We start from the raw sequence: 15,758 nt of genomic DNA on the forward strand, positions 1-15,758 counted from the left end.
GAGTGATCAGGACGCGGACGCGGCCTGGGACTGCTGGATCCGCGCGAAGAGCTCACCGTTGGTGAGGTACCACTGGATCAGCAGGAGGTATGAGCCGTAGAGGACACCTGAGGTGCCGCGTTGCGAGAACTTCAGCTCCAGGTGCTCCATCCGCACGGCGGGGAGGTAGGTGGCCAAGCAGCCGCGGATGCGCTCGAGGATCGTCTCCGAGGCGGGGAAAGCGTCGCCGACGACGATCACGTCCGGGTCCAGGACGAAGGTCAGGCCGGCGAGGCCGTAGGCGAGGAGCTGACAGACGCGTTCGACGGCCCAGACGGCCAGTGGGTCTCCGACGTCGAAGGCGGCGAAGATCTGCTCGGGTGTCGACTGCTCGGTCAACGATGATTCCGGGAAGTCCAGCAGCCGACTCGTCACATGCTGACGGAGCGCCCGCGGTGACGCGTAGTCCTCGAAGAGCCCGTTGAACTCGTGCGTGTCCACGTTGCGGGTGTGGATGCCGGAGTTGAAGTTGATGCCGAGGTGGCCCACCTCGCCGGCCACACCTCGCGCGCCACGGAAGATCTTGCCGTCGATGATGATGCCGCCACCGAACCCGATGCCGCCGACGATGTTGAGCAGGCAGGCCGGCTTCCGGCCCGTCTCGCGCACGTGGTCCTGGTACTCCGCCAGTGCGCTGGTCTTTGCGTCGTGTTCGAGGAGCACGGGGACGTCGGGGAACATCGACTGGACCGAGGCTCGGATGTCCCGTTTGCCGAGCTCCGAGAAGCCGTCGGTATGGAGGATGACCTCGTCGTCGGTCTCGAAGAGCCAACCCAGGCTGGAGATCGCGACGCCGAGGAAGCAGCGCTCGTCGCGACGTTCCAGGATGCCGCGCAGGGTCTGCTCGATGAGCGCCAGGAGCGGTTCGATCTTGATGTCCGAGGCGATGGGGACCTCGGTGGTCTCGACCTCGACGCCGGAGCCGTCGAAGGTCCGGAAGGTGAGCTCGTACCGGTTGATGCGGACCGCCACCATGAAGTACTCGGCGAGGTCGAGTCGGATGCCGGTGGCGCGTCGACCGCCGGCCGAGAACGTCGGGATGTTGTCCTCGACGATGCCGAGACCGATGAGGTCCTGCACGAGCAGCGTGACGGCGGCGCGGCTGAGCCCGGCCTCCCTGGCCAGGTCGGAGCGGGAGATGGGTGCCCCCTGGAGGATGAGTCCGAGGACTTCATCGGGGTTCACACGTTGCGGACCACCCATCAGCGTCCTTTCACGATCTCGGCGGCATCGACCGGGTCGATCCCACCTGCGAGGATTCTACCGGCGGCCCGATAGCGCGAGAATGCGGTGTCGAAGTGGGCGACGCCGGCCGGCATGGGTGCATAGCGCGCGACGAAGCCGCGACCGAGCGCCTGCTGCGCAGCCGGGAGGGCCTCGAAGCAGCCGGCGGCCGTGGCAGCATACATGGCTGCGCCCGTCGCGCTCGCCTCGCGCTCCTCGCTCACGAGTACGTCGACGCCCAGGGCGTCCGCCATGCTCTGGCAGATGAACGGGGACTTCCGGGCGATACCGCCGACGAGGATGACGCGTTCGAAGCGGAGACCGTTGGCGGCGAGTCCGTCGACGATCGCCTTCGTCCCGAGGACGGCTGCCTCCACGAGGGCGCGGTACACGTCGACGGCGTCGTGGCCGATCCGGAGACCGAGGAGGGCGGCGCTCGCGTCCTCGTCGACATCGGGGTATCGCCGCCCGTTGATCCAGTCGTGCGCGACGATCGTGGTCGGCTGACGCTCGACGAGATGCTGCTCGAGTTCGCCGAGGAGCCGGTCCGCGGTGCGCTCCATGATCTCCGCGACCTGGTCCTCTGGCAGCACGGCGCGCAGCTCAGGTGCGAGCACGGCGCGGATCGGCCACAGGAGGACGCGGGCGTACCAGGCGAACAGATCACCGAAGGCCGCCTGGCTGGTCTCGCCGCCGAGCCGGCCGGGGATGATCGAGTCCTCCGCGATCCCGCAGAGCCGGCGGAGGTCACGACCGCTGATGGTTTCGTCGTCGGTGAGGAAGAGGTCGACGGTGGAGGTGCCCATGACGGTGACCATGCTGCGGTCGTCGATGCCGGCGCCGACCCCGCCGGCGTGGGCGTCGAGTGAGCCCATACCGACGACCGTCGAGGTCGAGAGTCGCAGGCGCGCGGCCCACTCCTCGCTCAGGGTGCCGACCCTGGTGCCTGCCGGCAGGGGCGGCGTGGCGAAGGTGTCGGCGACGGCGGCCAGGTGCGGGTGGACGGCCACCAGGACCGCACGCGGGACCATGCCGCCGAGCCGGGTGTTGTAGAGCGCCTTGTGTCCGGCCGAGCAGGCGTTGCGGGCGAAGCGCTCCACGACGTCGGCCCCGGTGAGGAGGTTCGGCAACCAGTCGGCGTGCTCCACCCAGGAGTGGGCGTGTTCGAGGATGCGACCGTTGGTGCGGACGGCGCGGAGCATCTTCGCCCACCACCACTCCGAGCTGTAGACGCCCTGATACGAGGTGTGGTCGGGCTCCGCCTCGCGGAGCGCGCGGTCGACCTCCTCGGCCTCCGTCGCGGAGGTGCGGTCCTTCCAGAGCCAGAACATCGCGTCGGGGTCGTCGGCGAACTCCGGGTGGAGCGCCAGCGGGACGCCGTTCCGGTCGACGGGTGCCGGCGTGGAGCCCGTGGCGTCGATCGCGATCGCCGCCACGGCCTCGTCGCCGAGGCGATCGGCTATCTCTTCGAAGCAGGCCTCGAGTGTCTCGAGGTGGTCGAGGGGGTGTTGACGGAAGCGGTGTTCGAGCGGATCACAGTAGGCGCCGGTCGCCCAGCGGGGGTAGCTCCTGCTGACCGTCAGCACGCCCTCGCCGGAGGCGGCGTCGACCACCGCCACACGGACCGAGTCGCTTCCGTAGTCGACCCCGGCGACGAGTATCGGGCGTTGGCCGCTCATGCCGTCGGATCGATTCGGATCACGCACTTGGTGACCTCGGCCTTGTGGTGCACCGCGTGGTCCATGCCCTGCTGGACGTCGTCGAGCCCATAGACGGCGGAGACGACGTCCTGGAGCTTGATGGTCCCTGCTGCCACGGCGGCGATCGCCTTCGGGTAGGTGTTGCGGTACCGGAAGACGGTCGTGAGCGTCAGCTCCTTGTCGATGAGCAGGTTCACGTTGAGGTCGGCGCGGCCGTCCTTCGTGTAGCCGACGAAGGTGACCGAGCCGCCGCGCTTCGCGATCCGGATGGACTGGTCCATCGTGACGCGGTTGCCGGCGGTCTCGAAGACGGCATCCGGTCCGAAGCCGAACCTGGCGGTGAGCGCGGCGAACAGATCGGGGGTCGTCTCCGCGTTGAGGACCTCGGCCCCGAGACTGCGGGCGAGCTCCAGCCGGTTCTCCATGACGTCGACGACGACGACGTCCCGCACGCCCGCCGCGCGGAGCGTGAGGAGGGTGAGGAGTCCGATGCACCCGGCGCCGAGGATCACCGCGCTCGCCCCCAGGCCGACGTCGGAGCGGTCGACGGCGTGGAAGGCGACGGAGAGCGGCTCGATGAGCGCGCCGTCGAGCAGGCCCACCGAGTCGGGCAACGGGTGGCAGAAGCTCGCGCGATGACGCACGTACTCCTGGAACGTGCCCTCCACCACCGGCAGCGAAGCCCAGAAGTACACGTCCGGGCACAGGTTGTAGCGTCCACCTCGGCAGAACTCGCACTCCCCGCACGGGACACCCGGTTCGAGCGCGACCCTGGTGCCGGGCGTGAGGTCGGTCACGGCGGACCCCACCGCGACGACGACCCCCGAAGCCTCGTGACCCAGCACCATCGGCTCGGTCACGACGCTCTCGCCGATGTAGCCGTTCTGGAACAGGGCCATGTCCGAACCGCAGATGCCGACGTAGGCCACCCGGACGAGCGCCTCGTCCGGCGCGATCTCGGGCATCGGTCGCTCCTGCAGTTCGAGGACACCGGGTTCGGTCAGGACCGCTGCGCGCATGGTGGTGCTCATTCCTTCACGGCTCCGCTCAGGAGCCCCTTAATCAGACTCTTCTGAGCCACGAAGCCGAGGATGATCGGCACGATGACCGCGATCGTCGCGACGGCCGACATCTTGCCCCAGAAGAGACCCTGCTGCGTCATGAACCGGTTCATGTACACGGGCAGCGTGCCGGACTCGGTGAAGGTGAACGACACGGCCAGGAGGAACTCGTTCCAGGTGAGCACGAAGACGAGCAGCGCGGTTGAGATGAGTCCGCCGCGGATGATCGGCAGCATCACGCTGATGAAGGACTGCCACCGCGTCGCGCCGTCGATCTGTGCGGCCTCGAGGATCGAGACGGGGATGTCGGTCATGTACGTCGTGCACATCCACACCATGAGCGGGATGCCGATCGAGGTGTACAGGAGCACGAGGACGAGTGGCGAGTCCAGGAGCCCGAGCCAGTTGACGATGAGGTAGATCGGGATGATGACCGCGACCGCTGGGAGCAGCGTCGTCGTGATGTACCAGTTGAAGTGCACCGTCGGTCGCTTCAGCCGCCCGAACACGATCGTGTACGCGATCGGCACGCCGAGGATGAGGGTGAGGATGACCGTGATCACGGTGATCACGATGGAGTTCACGAGGTGGTGAACGAGGTCGGGGGTGATGACCGCCTGGTAGTTCTCAAGCGTCGGGGCGAAGGTCCACGACGGTGGGGCGATGTCCTGCTCCGACTTGAAGGAGGAGTACACCATGTAGAGGATCGGGAAGGAGTACACGATGGCGACGGCGAACAGCGCCACGGCCGCCAGCGCTCCGGTGAGCTTCCTCAGTTGGGCTTTGCGTGCGCGGTTCATCGCTCGGTCACATCCTTCTGCGTCCGGAAGAAGACATTGATGATGATGAGGGTGAGGACGACCATCACCACGGAGATGGCGGCGGAACGCCCGACCTGCCAGTCGTAGAAGGCGGTCCGGTACACGTAGTACGGCAGATTCGCCGAGGCGACACCTGGGCCGCCCTGCGTGGTGACGAAGATGATGCCGAAGACCTTCATCAGGTTGATGAGGCCGAAGGTGGCGGCGACCTTGAAGAACGGCTTCATGAGCGGGATCTTGAAGTACCAGATCTGCCGGAGGAATCCGGCGCCGTCGACGTGCGCGGCCTCGAGGACGTCCTCGGGGAGGCTCTGGAGCCCGGACAGCAGGATGAGGAAGAGGAACGGCGTCCACTGCCAGACGCACAGCATGATGATCGTCGGCAGTGCTGTGTCGGCACTGAAGAAGGACACGGCTTGGCCACCGAGTGCTCGCGAGACGACGTCGTTGATGCCGAAGGACGGGCTCAGGATGAGCGTCTTCCACACGATGCCGATGACCGGCTCCATCACGAAGTACGGGATGATCAGCAGCGATCGCGCGATGGCCACGCCGGGGAACCGCCGATTGAAGGCGAGAGCCAGCACGAACGCGAGGAACAGTGAGATGACGAGCGAGGCACCCGTGATGAGGAGGGTGTTCCGCAGGACGACGTAGAAGTCGCCGTCCTGGAACAGGTAGAGGAAGTTGTCGATGCCGGTGAAGGTCACGGGCAGGTCGGGGCGGCGGATGTTCCAGCTGACGAACGACAGGATGATCGTGACCAGGAAGGGGACCTGGGTCACGACGAGGACGACGATCAAGCCGGGAACCTGAAGCAGGTTCACGCGATTGCGGACGGGAGTCATGGCCATTCTCTTCGGGAGGTGGGGGACAGCGTCGGGCGGACGGGCCGGCTCGTGAGCCGCGCCCGTCCGCCCGATCCGATTACTTGGTGCGGCCGCCGTCGACGAAGGCGTCGGTCGCGACCTTCTGAGCGTTCGCGAGCGCGTCGTCCGTCGAGCCGGACCCGGAGATGTACTCGGCGAGGATCTGGCCGATCTTCTCGCCCATACCGGACCATTCGGGGATGCTCGGCAGGGAGTTGCCGACGTACGGGGTGTCACCGACCGCGGGGTGGGTGAAGTCCACGTTCTCCAGGGACTCCAGCACGAGGCTCGCGTAGGGGGCGACGGCCTGGTACTCGGGTGCCTGGTAGGTGGAGGCACGGGCACCGGTGAGGACGTTCAGCCAGCCCTTCTTCTCGGCGACGAGCTTGACGTAGTCCTTCGAGGTGACCCAGGTCATGAACTGGAACGCGGCGTCCTGGTTCTTCGAGGAGGAGGTGAGGCCGATGCCCCAGCCGCCGACGGTCTGCGTGTTGCCCTTGCCGGGACCCGCGGGGGACAGGGCGTAACCCATCTTGCCGGCGACGGCGGAGTCGGCGCCCTCGAAGACGTCGGCGGAGACGGTCGCGTCGTAGTAGATCGCCGCCTTGCCGCTCGACATCAGGTTGAGCGTCTCGGTGTAGCCGTTCGAGGAGGCCTCGGGTGCGCCGGCGTCCTTCTGCAGCTTGCGGTAGAACTCCCACGCCTCGGCCATCTCGGGCGAGTCGTAGCCGGCGTTCCAGTCGTCGTCGGCGATCTGGGCACCGTAGGCGTACTGGATGGTGTTGTGGATGTACATGTTCTCGCCGTAGCCCGCCTTGCCGCGGATGGCGATGCCGACCTGGCCGCTGGCCGGGTCGTTCAGCTGCGTGGCGAAGTCGTAGATCTCGTCCCACGTGGGCTGGGCGGGCATGGTGAGACCGGCCGCGTCGAACAGGTCCTTGCGATACATGGTCATCGTGCTCTCGCCGTACAGCGGGATCGCGGCCATGCCCTGCTTCTCGGAGGAGAACGCGGAGACGGTGCCGGCGATGAGGTCGTCCTCGTCGTAAGCGGCCTTCTCGTCGGCGTCCATCTTGTCGAACATGGGGTCGAGCGGCACGGTCCAGCCGGAGTCGAGGTACGTGCCGGCGTCCGAGGTGCCGAGGGTCACGACGTCGAACTGTCCGCCGTTGACGGCGACGTCCTGCTGGATCTTGGATCGGATGTCGTTCTCCGTGAGCATCACGAACTCGACCTCGATGCCGGTCTCCTTCGTGAACTCGGGGGCGAGTTCCTGCATCGTCATCATCGGTCCGTTGTTCACGGAGGCGATCACGATCTTCTTGCCGTCACCTCCGCCCGAGGGGTCTGCTCCCTGGCAGCCCGCCAGGGCGACGGCGAGGGTGACGACAGCTGCGGGGACGGCGAGTCTCCGTAAACGCTTCTGGGACATGGGGGCCTCCTGGTTAACACCATTGTTATTTACACGATAAACAGATTTGGCGGAGCTGGTCAACACTTCCGCGATAACGGATCGATATCGCCCGGCTTTTCCTTCGCACCGTGAACATCGTGGCCCACGAATGGGTGGGCGCGAAGCTCGCGGGTGGAGACCGCTCGGTCGGTGTGCGATCTCAGGGTTTTCGATTGCTACCGATTTGGCTTGTGTTTGCTTTGCTTCGAGTGCACAGAACCAGGTATCGTCGATGTTGTCAAGAAGTTGCCCGTTCGACGGGTGTTCCGATCGGCACCGCTGCGGAGCCGAGCACGACCAGGAAGGGAGGCTGCCATGAGCGAGCCTTCGAGCTCACGAGACGCGTTCGCAACCGAGCGCAGGGAGCGCATCTGGCGACTCGTCACCGAGCGGGGGCGGGTGCGCACCTCCGAGCTCGCCCGGTCGTTCGACGTCACCGAGCCGACGATCCGTAAGGACATCGCCGAGCTGGAGTCGCGTGACCTCCTGCGCCGCACGCATGGCGGCGCGGTCGCTCGACGGCCGATGACCGAGGTCCCCGTCGGTGAACGGGAACGGAAGTTCGTCGTGGAGAAGCAGCACATCGCCGAGGCGTGCTTGCAGTTCATCCAGGACGGCGACGCCATCTTCCTCGATGGCGGCACGACGACCATCCAACTCGCGATGCTGCTCGCGGACCGCGGGTCCGATGCACCTCGCGACGTCAAGGTCATCACCAATTCGTTCGCGATCGGCGAGGTCCTCGGCAACCGCCTGGACGAGCATCCGGTCGTCCTCGGCGGCCGCTACCGGCCGCAAGGACGGTGCTTCGTCGGTCCGCTCACCATGCGCAGCCTCGAGCAGTTCCGCGTCGACGTCGCCTTCATCGGCGTCACCGGCGTGAACGGCGACGGCGCGTTCGCGGCCGACATCGGCGAGGCCGAGGTGAAGGGTGCCGTCGCGAGACGGGCCACCCGGGTCATCATCCCGATGGACCACTCCAAAGTCGGCCTGACCGACTTCGTCGAGGTCTGCCCACTTTCGGCCGTCGACACGATCGTCACCGATCGTCCCGACGCGCAGCTCACGGAATGGGCGGGCGCGCACGACGTCTCCCTGGTGTACCCGGAGGCCTGAACCGGCGCCACCTCGACGGCCAGGGCGGTCGCGACAGCACGGGCGCGGAACGATTCCGCGGCCGTGACGATCCGTGCGGATCGACTCATCCATTTCGAAGGAGAAACATGAGCACCAACACCCACCCCGACCGCTTCGCCGGGAAGACCGCCATCGTGACCGGAGCCGGCGGTGCCATCGGTTCCGCGACCGCTCGTCGACTCGCCGCGCAGGGGGCGAACGTCGTCGTCGTCGACTTCGACGAGGCGACCGCGCAGCAGACCGTCGACGCGATCACCGCCGACGGCGGCACGGCACGGGTCCGCGTCGCGGACGTGAGCGACCCCGAGCAGGTCCGCGGCTATGTTGACTACACGCTGGAGCAGTTCGAGCGGATCGACATCCTCTTCAACAACGCGGCGATCAACGGGCAGATGGTCCCGATCGTCGACTATCCGCTCGATGTGTACCGCAAGGTGGTCGCCATCAACCTCGACGGGGTCTTCTACGGTCTTCACTTCACGCTGCCGCACATGATCGCGCAGGGCTTCGGCAACATCGTGAACACCGCGTCCGTCGCCGGCATCATCGGGCACGCCGACCACTCCGCCTACGCCGCGACGAAGCACGCCGTCGTCGGGCTCACCCGGGTCGCTGCCGCCGAGGTGGCGGGCAAGGGCGTCCGCGTCAACACGCTGGCTCCCGGCCCGGTGAACGCGCCGATGATGCACGCCAACGAACGCATGCAGACGCCGGACGACCCGATGCGCTATCGCCGCAAGGTGCTCGCCAACATCCCGGCCGGGCGCTACGCGGAGATCGACGAGATCGCGAGCGCCGCCTGCTGGCTCATGAGCGACGAGTCGGAGTACGTGCACGGCATCGTCCTGCCCGTCGAGGGCGCCTTCACGTCGTCGATCTGATGCCGACGTCGTCGATCTGATGCCGACGTCGTCGATCTGATGCCGACGTCGTCGATCTGATGCCGAACGGCCGGCGCCCGATGTCCGGGTGCCGGCCGTTCGAACGGTCGTCTCGCAGCGCTCAGCGCAGTGTCAGGCCGCCGTCGATGATGAGATCGGCGCCCGTCATGTGCCCGGACGCGTCGCTGGCGAGGAACACGTATGCCCCCGCGAGGTCCTCGATCGTCGCGAGCTTGCCCATCGGGGTGAGCTGCTTCCAGCCCTCCTGCTGCGGCTTCATGCGCGGCGTCTCGACCATCGGGGTGATGGTGAACCCCGGGCTTACGGAGTTGACCCGGACGCCGTGCGGCCCCCACTCGTACGCCAGGGTGCGGGTGAGACCCCAGGCTGCGGACTTCGACGAGTTGTACGGCGCCTGGTACTGCGGCACGGAGAAGAACGACGAGATGGAGGCCGTGTTGATGATGGACCCGCGCACCCCGTTGTCGATGAACCAGCGCCCCTCCTCGCGGCAGCAGTAGAACATGCCGTCGACGTTGACGCCGTAGACGCGACGCCACTCCTCGTCGGTCGTCTCCGTAGCGGGTCCTGCGTTCCCGACGCCGGCGTTGTTGACGGCGATGTCCAGGCCGCCGAGTCGGTCGGCGACCGCGGGGACGAGCTCGGCGACGGCGGCGGAATCCGTGACGTCGCAGGTGAAGTGCTCGACGTCCCGCCCGTGCCGTTCGGCGAGGCGTGCCGCGGCCGCGCCGGGGTCGGCGGCGGCGAGGTCGACGATCGCGACCCGTGCTCCGGCCTCGATCAGGGCGTCCGCCACGCCGTAGCCGATGCCTTGCGCGGCACCCGTGACGAAGGCCGCCTTGCCTTCGAGCGAAAACGACACCATGTGTGACTCCTTTGTTCCGTGATTGCGTGTTCTGCAGCTTCTGCGGCTCCCATGTTCGCTTGATGGCCCGGAAATGGCAAGAAACCAAAATAAAGCAAACCTGATACGATCCATTTCGAAAGTGAGGTAGCAGTGCACATCGGACTCGACATCGGCGGCAGCAAGGTCGCGGCGGTCGCCCTCGACGCGCGCGGACAGGTCGTCGCCGAGGATTGGCGGGCGCATCAGGCGCGCGGGAACACCGAGGTCGCGGCAGAGCTGCTCGCGGCGGCCAGGCGCCTTCGCGACACCGGCCCGTTCGATTCCGTCGGGGTGTCCGTGTCCGGACTCGTCCGACGGGACGGTCGGATCACGAGTGGCGCCTCACTGCGTATCGCGGGAGACCTCGGCTCGGAGCTCGCCGGATCACTCGGCACCGACGTCCGCGTGGTCAACGACGGCGACGCCACCCTGCGATCCGTGCTCGACCGGCACGAGTCCGAGACCGGGGAGCGGGTGACCGACGCCGTGCTGCTCACGCTCGGGACCGGGGTCGGCGGTGCGATGGTCGCCGATGGCCGGGTGGTGAGTGGCGTGACCGGCCTCGCCGGCGAACTCGGACACCTGCCCGTCTTCCCGCCGACCGACGCACGGTGCGTCTGCGGAGGCTCGGGCTGTCTTGAGCAGTACGCCGGCGGTATGGGCATCAGCGTCCTTGCCGCACGGGCGGTGGAGACCGGCTGGACCCCAGGGCACGACGTTCCGTCGACGCCGTCGGCGAAGGACGTCGTCGATGCGGCGCTGCGCGGCGACCCGGTCGCGTCGGGCGTGCTCGACCAGGCCGCCATCGCGTGCGCGCAGGCCATCCGCGCCATCTGCGTCACGATCGAACCCGCCGTCGTCTTCCTCGGAGGCAGCATCGCGCACGGAGCCGCCGAGCTCCTACCCGCCCGCATCGAGCACCACCTCCACCGGCACTGGTCGTTCGCGGGTCTCACGACACCGCCGCCGGTGCGACTCGACGCCATCGGACCGTTCGCCGCTGCGATCGGAGCCGCGCTCCTGGCCCGCCCCGACCTCACCCAGACCATCACCCCTGCGGCGACCATCTCCGCCGTCTGACCCTCACCCCGAACCAAACCCTGGAAGGCAACCGCTATGACCACCCCCCTGCGTATCGGCATGATCGGCTGCGGACGGATCGCGCAGGCCGCGCACCTCCCCGCCCTTGCGAAGACCGACCAGCTGACCCTCGTGTCCGTCTACGACCCGAGCGAACTCCTCTCGTCCCAGGTCGCGGCCCGCTACGGCGTGACCAGCTCCGTCACGCTCGACGACCTCCTCGCAACGGACATCGACGCCGTCGTCATCGCCACCCCGGACCGTTTCCACCACCAGCTTGGCATGGCTGCGCTCTCGGCCGGCAAGCACGTCCTCGTGGAGAAGCCACTCGCCGCGACGGTCGCCGAGGCCGAGGAGCTCGTGGCGCTCGCCGCCGAACGTGGACTCCGGCTGCAGACCGGCGCGATGAAGCGCCACGACCCCGGTGTCTCGTTCGCGCACGACGCCCTGCCGGAGCTCGGCCGGGCCGTGTCGTACCACTCGGTCTACCGGGTGCCAGCCCGTCGCGCGCCGATCGAGGCCACGCTCTTCCCCGACATGATCGTCGACGCCGAGGTCCGTGCTGTCGAGAACACCTTCAAGTCGAGCGGGAACCGGACCGGTTACCTGCTCGCGACGCACGGTGCCCACGTCTTCGACACCCTCATCCACTTCACGGGACTTCCGCGCTGGATCCGCGTCCACGGCAGCCAGGTGGGCGAGGACTACACGTGGCACGGCGTCGTCGGTCTGGCTGATGGCGGGGTCGGCTCGTTCGAGATGACCGTCGACGTCCACGGCGACTGGTCGGAGGGCATCGAGCTGTCGGCCGAGCACGGCACCATCCGGACCCGCACACACCAACCGTTCTGGAAGCGCGCATCGGACGTGGAAGTGTTCCTGGAGCGGGACGGCTTCTCGCGTCGGCCGCACCCGACCGACACCAACGCGTTCAAGTTGCAGCTGGAGGCGTTCGCGGCCGCCATCGCAGCGGGTGGTGGCGAGAGCCCGAGCCCGCAGGACGGCGTCGCCGTGGTCCGCCTCATCGACGCCGCCATCGCGAGCGCCGCTGCACACGGCGAGCTCGTCACCCTGACCGAGCCGGCCCTCCGATGAGCGCCGTCGAACTCGGGGTCTTCGCCCGTTGCTTCCCGGCCCAGGCGCCGGAGCCGCTCGGCCGGGAGATCGCCGCAGCCGGGTTCTCCACCGTGCAGCTCAACCTCTCGGCGGTCGGTCTGCCGACGATCCCGGACGCTCAGGCCTCGGCCGGAGTCGACCTGGTCTCCGTCCGGCGCGACCTCGAGGCCGCGGGCCTGCGCATCTGGGGACTCTCCGGCTCGTACAACCTCGTCCATCCCGACCAGGACCGCGCGCGTGCGCAGACGGTGGATGCCGCACGGCTCATCCGTCGGGCGCCTGAACTCGGGGTCGTCGCGGTCACGCTCTGCACCGGCAGTCGGAACGCCGACGACATGTGGGCTGCGCACCCCGACAACGACACCCCGGACGCGTGGGCAGACCTCCTGAGCAACCTCGGTCCGCTGCTCGACGCCGCCGAGGAGGCGGACGTGTTGCTCGCCGTCGAACCGGAACCCGGCAATGTCGTCTCGGGGACCGACGCGGCGGTGCGGCTGCTCGACGAGCTGGGGGACCGGGGCGGACGCATCGGCTTCATCCTCGATCCGGCGAACCTCGTCGGCGAGACGGAGCCGGACGCATACGAGAGGGTCCTCCGCGACGCGTTCGACCGACTCGGGTCGCGCGCCATCTGTGTCCACGCGAAGGACGTCGTCACCTGGGACGAACGGATCGCCGGCGCCTCGGGACTCGACTTCGCTCTGGTCCGCGAGCTGCACGCCGGGCTCCCACACGCGGTGCCGGTGATCGTCCAGGACGCCGATCCCGCGAACCTCGCCGCCGTCCGCTCGCTGGTCCTCGGCGACGCATGAGTGGCGTCGACCCCTCCGAGGCCTTCGCCGAGGCTGCCGCGACGTCGGTCCTCGGCTCCGGTGAGACGGTCGTGCTCATGCTGCACGGCCTCGGTGGCGACCGGAACCAGCCGCTCGGTCTGTTGAGCGAGCCGCTCGGCGCGGGGCTCACGGTGGTCGCGCCCGATCAACGCGCACATGGCGAGACGTCTGTCATCGGTGAGCCGGAGGACTTCACTGTGGATCGCCTGGCGGATGACGCCGTCGCGCTCCTGCGGAGGCGCGGCTTCATCGCTCGACCGCTGATCGTGGTGGGGATCTCGATGGGGGCTGCGGTCGCCCTGCGTCTGGTGCAGCGTGGCGGGCTCCGGCTCCGAGGTGCATTGCTCGTCCGGCCGGCGTTCGGCGAGGAGCCCTGGCCGGAGCATCTCCGGGTCTTCCGCGAGGTGGCCGCCCTCCTGCGGGCGCAGGGCGCCGACGGCGTCGGGAGGTTCGCTGCGTCGGAGGCGTATCAGCAAGTCGCGGAGGTCTCACCTGTGGCGGCCGAGAGTCTGCTCGCGCAGTTCACGAAGCCGGGCGCTGCTGGGCGGGTCGTGCGCCTCGAGCAGGTCCCGGCGAACCCGTCGATCACCTGGGGCGGCCGCTGGACGCCGTCGTGCCCGGTGACCGTCGTGGGTGCGGAGGCCGATCCGGTGCACCCGATGTGGGTCGCGGAACTCTGGCACGAGCGGATCACCGGTTCCGAGCTCGTGGTCACACCTTCGCGCGACCGCGAGCCCGCGGCCTACGACGAGCAGATGCGCGCGGCCACCCGTCGCTGCCTGGAGGCCTGGGCCGACGGCGTCTGACGCTCGGCGTCGGGCCCTGGCATCGACTCAGGCTGCGGCCCGGACGTCCTGCATCAGTCGGGGCGTGCGCCCCTCGCCGATCCGCTTGAACCACTCGGAGGGCGGATAGGCGAGGCGGACGACGAAGTAGTTCACGTACTCGATGACGCCCAGCAGCCAGATGAACGGGATGCCGATCGCCGCGAAGGGGTGAGCGGGGAACCAGACGATGATCCCGACGAGTCCTGCCAGTAGCAGCGCTACGTCGAGCACGCGGAACCCGCGGTAGACGGAGGCCAACCCGCTGGGCATCCTGCCCTGCTCGACCCACTGTCGGGCGAGCAGCCAGTAGACGCCGGCCTGCGCGAGGATCACCAGCAGCGGGATGAGCGCGGACCAGAACGCGAGCGCATCGCTCGGGCGTTCGAGTACCGGCAGTACCGAGACAAATGCGACGCCGATGAACACGATGGCGGCGAACAGCTCCCCGAATCCGAGGCTCAGGTACCGGCCCCGGAGGACCGTGCGGCGATCGTCGGTCATCCCACCAGCCTAAGCACAGCGTGTCGGGCTGGTCGAGTGCGTTGGGGAGACCTTCAGGTGCTCAGAACGTGACGGTCGGCAGCGTCATGATCTCGGCGCCGTCCTCGGTGATCGCGATGGTGTGCTCGCTGTGGGCGGTGCGGCTGCCGGTGACGCTGCGGAGCGTCCAGCCGTCGGCGTCGGTGACGAGCTTGTCGGTGTCGACCATCACCCACGGCTCGATCGCGAGGAGCAGACCGGGGCGCAGCTTGTAGCCGCGGCCGGCGCGACCGTCGTTGGAGACGTGCGGGTCCTGGTGCATGGTCGTGCCGATGCCGTGTCCGCCGAAGTCCATGTTGATCGGGTACCCGGCGCCGCTCAGCACGGTGCCGATCGCGAAGGATATGTCGCCGATCTTCGCACCCGGCTTGGCGGCGGCGATGCCGGCGGCGAGGGCGCGCTCGGTGGTCTCGATGAGCGCGAGGTCCTCCGGCTTCGCGGTGCCGACGACGAAGCTGATCGCGGAGTCTGCGGCGATGCCGTCGAGGAGGACGGCGAGGTCGAGGGTGAGGAGGTCACCGTCGGCGAGCGCGTAGTCGCGTGGGAGGCCGTGCAGGACGGCGTCGTTGACGGCGGTGCAGATGTAGTGGCCGAAGGGTCCGCGTCCGAAGGAGGGGGCGTAGTCGACGTAGCAGGAGACGGCGCCGGCCTCGAGGATCATCGCCTTGGCCCAGCGGTCGATCTCGAGGAGGTTCGTGCCGACCGTCACGCGGTGCTTCAGCGTGTGGAGGATGTTCGCGACGAGCTCGCCGGTGCGACGGGCCTTCGCGACCTCGGTGGGGGTGAAGATCTCGATCATGCGGGGCCCTTCCATCGGTGTGCTGCGTGTGCGGTGTGGCGGTGTTCGTGCCACTCTCGGCACCCGACCAATAACTATACCGGTCAAACTATCCCGTACTACACTGGGCGCATGGTCCGCCTCCCGCTCACCCCCACCGACGTCGAACGTGGTCAGCGCCTGGGTGCGCTCCTGCGTGAGGCCCGTGGCGAGCGGTCGATGCTTGACATCGCCCTCGACGCCGGGCTCTCGCCGGAGACGCTGCGGAAGATCGAGTCCGGTCGCGTCGCGACGCCGGCGTTCTCGACGATCGCCGCGATCGCCGAGGTGCTCGACCTCTCCCTCGACGAGGTCTGGGCGACGATCAGTCCAGCTCCTGCCCGCGAGCGCCTGCGCGAGCGTCTCGTCTCCTAGCATCGCGCCCCGGTCCTCTGACGGATCCCCCGGTCCCTGAGCTTGTCGAAGGGCGCCCCGCGATCACTGCACGCCGCC

The 15,758-nt window shown here is 68.2% G+C and carries 16 protein-coding genes; 7 read left to right on the forward strand and 9 right to left on the reverse strand.

The window, feature by feature from the left end; translation table 11 throughout:
- Nucleotides 1–6 precede the first annotated feature (6 nt).
- From ASF68_RS16155 to ASF68_RS16180, 6 genes are all read right to left on the reverse strand, one after another.
- Nucleotides 7–1,242: an ROK family transcriptional regulator gene (locus ASF68_RS16155; RefSeq protein WP_056013578.1), complete on the reverse strand. Its 1,236-nt coding sequence runs from the start codon at nucleotides 1,240–1,242 to the stop codon at nucleotides 7–9.
- Nucleotides 1,242–2,942, reverse strand: coding sequence for a ribulokinase (locus ASF68_RS16160; RefSeq protein ID WP_056013581.1), 1,701 nt, complete (start codon nucleotides 2,940–2,942; stop codon nucleotides 1,242–1,244). Before ASF68_RS16160 ends, ASF68_RS16155 begins: the two co-directional genes overlap by 1 nt.
- Entirely contained in the window at nucleotides 2,939–3,994 is a 1,056-nt protein-coding gene (locus tag ASF68_RS16165) for an alcohol dehydrogenase catalytic domain-containing protein (protein ID WP_056013583.1), read from the reverse strand. Before ASF68_RS16165 ends, ASF68_RS16160 begins: the two co-directional genes overlap by 4 nt.
- A complete protein-coding gene (locus ASF68_RS16170) occupies nucleotides 3,991–4,824 on the reverse strand; it encodes a carbohydrate ABC transporter permease (RefSeq protein ID WP_056013586.1) in 834 nt (277 codons plus the stop codon). The genes ASF68_RS16165 and ASF68_RS16170 overlap by 4 nt, the downstream gene beginning before the upstream one ends.
- Nucleotides 4,821–5,693: a carbohydrate ABC transporter permease gene (locus ASF68_RS16175; RefSeq protein WP_162239368.1), complete on the reverse strand. Its 873-nt coding sequence runs from the start codon at nucleotides 5,691–5,693 to the stop codon at nucleotides 4,821–4,823. The genes ASF68_RS16170 and ASF68_RS16175 overlap by 4 nt, the downstream gene beginning before the upstream one ends.
- 79 nt (nucleotides 5,694–5,772) lie before the next feature.
- On the reverse strand, nucleotides 5,773–7,146 hold the full coding sequence (locus ASF68_RS16180; protein ID WP_056013591.1) for a sugar ABC transporter substrate-binding protein: 1,374 nt from the start codon (nucleotides 7,144–7,146) through the stop codon (nucleotides 5,773–5,775).
- Nucleotides 7,147–7,482: 336 nt separating this feature from the next.
- Between ASF68_RS16180 and ASF68_RS16185 the strand changes: the two genes are divergently transcribed.
- Nucleotides 7,483–8,283 (forward strand): DeoR/GlpR family DNA-binding transcription regulator, encoded by an 801-nt coding sequence (locus ASF68_RS16185; protein WP_056013594.1) that lies wholly within the window; start codon nucleotides 7,483–7,485, stop codon nucleotides 8,281–8,283.
- 107 nt (nucleotides 8,284–8,390) lie between these two features.
- Nucleotides 8,391–9,185, forward strand: a complete 795-nt coding sequence (locus ASF68_RS16190) for an SDR family NAD(P)-dependent oxidoreductase (protein WP_056013595.1) — start codon at nucleotides 8,391–8,393, stop codon at nucleotides 9,183–9,185.
- A 121-nt stretch (nucleotides 9,186–9,306) separates the two neighbouring features.
- Here the strand turns inward: ASF68_RS16190 and ASF68_RS16195 are convergent, their stop codons facing one another.
- The gene (locus tag ASF68_RS16195; protein WP_056013598.1) at nucleotides 9,307–10,071 is read right to left on the reverse strand and encodes an SDR family NAD(P)-dependent oxidoreductase; all 765 of its coding nucleotides are present in this window, start codon (nucleotides 10,069–10,071) and stop codon (nucleotides 9,307–9,309) included.
- A gap of 132 nt (nucleotides 10,072–10,203) precedes the next feature.
- On the opposite strand from ASF68_RS16195, the gene ASF68_RS16200 reads away from it, so the two are divergent.
- From ASF68_RS16200 to ASF68_RS16215, 4 genes are read left to right on the forward strand one after another with little or no spacing between them, the layout of a single operon-like run.
- Nucleotides 10,204–11,172 carry an ROK family protein gene (locus tag ASF68_RS16200; protein ID WP_056013600.1) on the forward strand — a complete coding sequence of 323 codons (969 nt, stop codon included), beginning with the start codon at nucleotides 10,204–10,206 and terminating at the stop codon, nucleotides 11,170–11,172.
- A gap of 36 nt (nucleotides 11,173–11,208) precedes the next feature.
- Nucleotides 11,209–12,267: a Gfo/Idh/MocA family protein gene (locus ASF68_RS16205; protein WP_056013602.1), complete on the forward strand. Its 1,059-nt coding sequence runs from the start codon at nucleotides 11,209–11,211 to the stop codon at nucleotides 12,265–12,267.
- Nucleotides 12,264–13,100 (forward strand): sugar phosphate isomerase/epimerase, encoded by an 837-nt coding sequence (locus tag ASF68_RS16210; RefSeq protein WP_056013604.1) that lies wholly within the window; start codon nucleotides 12,264–12,266, stop codon nucleotides 13,098–13,100. Before ASF68_RS16205 ends, ASF68_RS16210 begins: the two co-directional genes overlap by 4 nt.
- A complete protein-coding gene (locus ASF68_RS16215; RefSeq protein ID WP_056013607.1) occupies nucleotides 13,097–13,927 on the forward strand; it encodes an alpha/beta fold hydrolase in 831 nt (276 codons plus the stop codon). The genes ASF68_RS16210 and ASF68_RS16215 overlap by 4 nt, the downstream gene beginning before the upstream one ends.
- 27 nt (nucleotides 13,928–13,954) lie before the next feature.
- Here ASF68_RS16215 and ASF68_RS16220 read toward each other — a convergent pair whose 3' ends face one another.
- Together ASF68_RS16220 and map are read right to left on the reverse strand one after the other, a co-directional pair.
- Nucleotides 13,955–14,449: a hypothetical protein gene (locus ASF68_RS16220; RefSeq protein ID WP_056013609.1), complete on the reverse strand. Its 495-nt coding sequence runs from the start codon at nucleotides 14,447–14,449 to the stop codon at nucleotides 13,955–13,957.
- Nucleotides 14,450–14,510: 61 nt separating this feature from the next.
- Complete coding sequence (gene map / locus ASF68_RS16225) at nucleotides 14,511–15,287, reverse strand: type I methionyl aminopeptidase (protein WP_056013611.1); 777 nt, start codon at nucleotides 15,285–15,287, stop codon at nucleotides 14,511–14,513.
- Between the two features lie 111 nt (nucleotides 15,288–15,398).
- Here map and ASF68_RS16230 point away from each other — a divergent pair, with 111 nt between their 5' ends.
- Nucleotides 15,399–15,680: a helix-turn-helix domain-containing protein gene (locus tag ASF68_RS16230; protein WP_056013614.1), complete on the forward strand. Its 282-nt coding sequence runs from the start codon at nucleotides 15,399–15,401 to the stop codon at nucleotides 15,678–15,680.
- The last annotated feature ends 78 nt before the right edge of the window (nucleotides 15,681–15,758 follow it).

It is taken from the genome of Plantibacter sp. Leaf314 (genome assembly GCF_001423185.1).
Classification (GTDB): Bacteria; Actinomycetota; Actinomycetes; order Actinomycetales; family Microbacteriaceae; genus Plantibacter.

What these genes read in the sequence shown, in the direction of transcription:
- ASF68_RS16155 (WP_056013578.1), bottom strand. Translation starts at nt 1,242, where the DNA reads ATGGGTGGTCCGCAACGTGTGAACCCCGATGAAGTCCTCGGACTCATC.
- ASF68_RS16160 (WP_056013581.1), bottom strand. Translation starts at nt 2,942, where the DNA reads ATGAGCGGCCAACGCCCGATACTCGTCGCCGGGGTCGACTACGGAAGC.
- ASF68_RS16165 (WP_056013583.1), bottom strand. Translation starts at nt 3,994, where the DNA reads ATGAGCACCACCATGCGCGCAGCGGTCCTGACCGAACCCGGTGTCCTC.
- ASF68_RS16170 (WP_056013586.1), bottom strand. Translation starts at nt 4,824, where the DNA reads ATGAACCGCGCACGCAAAGCCCAACTGAGGAAGCTCACCGGAGCGCTG.
- ASF68_RS16175 (WP_162239368.1), bottom strand. Translation starts at nt 5,693, where the DNA reads ATGACTCCCGTCCGCAATCGCGTGAACCTGCTTCAGGTTCCCGGCTTG.
- ASF68_RS16180 (WP_056013591.1), bottom strand. Translation starts at nt 7,146, where the DNA reads ATGTCCCAGAAGCGTTTACGGAGACTCGCCGTCCCCGCAGCTGTCGTC.
- ASF68_RS16185 (WP_056013594.1), top strand. Translation starts at nt 7,483, where the DNA reads ATGAGCGAGCCTTCGAGCTCACGAGACGCGTTCGCAACCGAGCGCAGG.
- ASF68_RS16190 (WP_056013595.1), top strand. Translation starts at nt 8,391, where the DNA reads ATGAGCACCAACACCCACCCCGACCGCTTCGCCGGGAAGACCGCCATC.
- ASF68_RS16195 (WP_056013598.1), bottom strand. Translation starts at nt 10,071, where the DNA reads ATGGTGTCGTTTTCGCTCGAAGGCAAGGCGGCCTTCGTCACGGGTGCC.
- ASF68_RS16205 (WP_056013602.1), top strand. Translation starts at nt 11,209, where the DNA reads ATGACCACCCCCCTGCGTATCGGCATGATCGGCTGCGGACGGATCGCG.
- ASF68_RS16210 (WP_056013604.1), top strand. Translation starts at nt 12,264, where the DNA reads ATGAGCGCCGTCGAACTCGGGGTCTTCGCCCGTTGCTTCCCGGCCCAG.
- ASF68_RS16215 (WP_056013607.1), top strand. Translation starts at nt 13,097, where the DNA reads ATGAGTGGCGTCGACCCCTCCGAGGCCTTCGCCGAGGCTGCCGCGACG.
- ASF68_RS16220 (WP_056013609.1), bottom strand. Translation starts at nt 14,449, where the DNA reads ATGACCGACGATCGCCGCACGGTCCTCCGGGGCCGGTACCTGAGCCTC.
- map (WP_056013611.1), bottom strand. Translation starts at nt 15,287, where the DNA reads ATGATCGAGATCTTCACCCCCACCGAGGTCGCGAAGGCCCGTCGCACC.
- ASF68_RS16230 (WP_056013614.1), top strand. Translation starts at nt 15,399, where the DNA reads ATGGTCCGCCTCCCGCTCACCCCCACCGACGTCGAACGTGGTCAGCGC.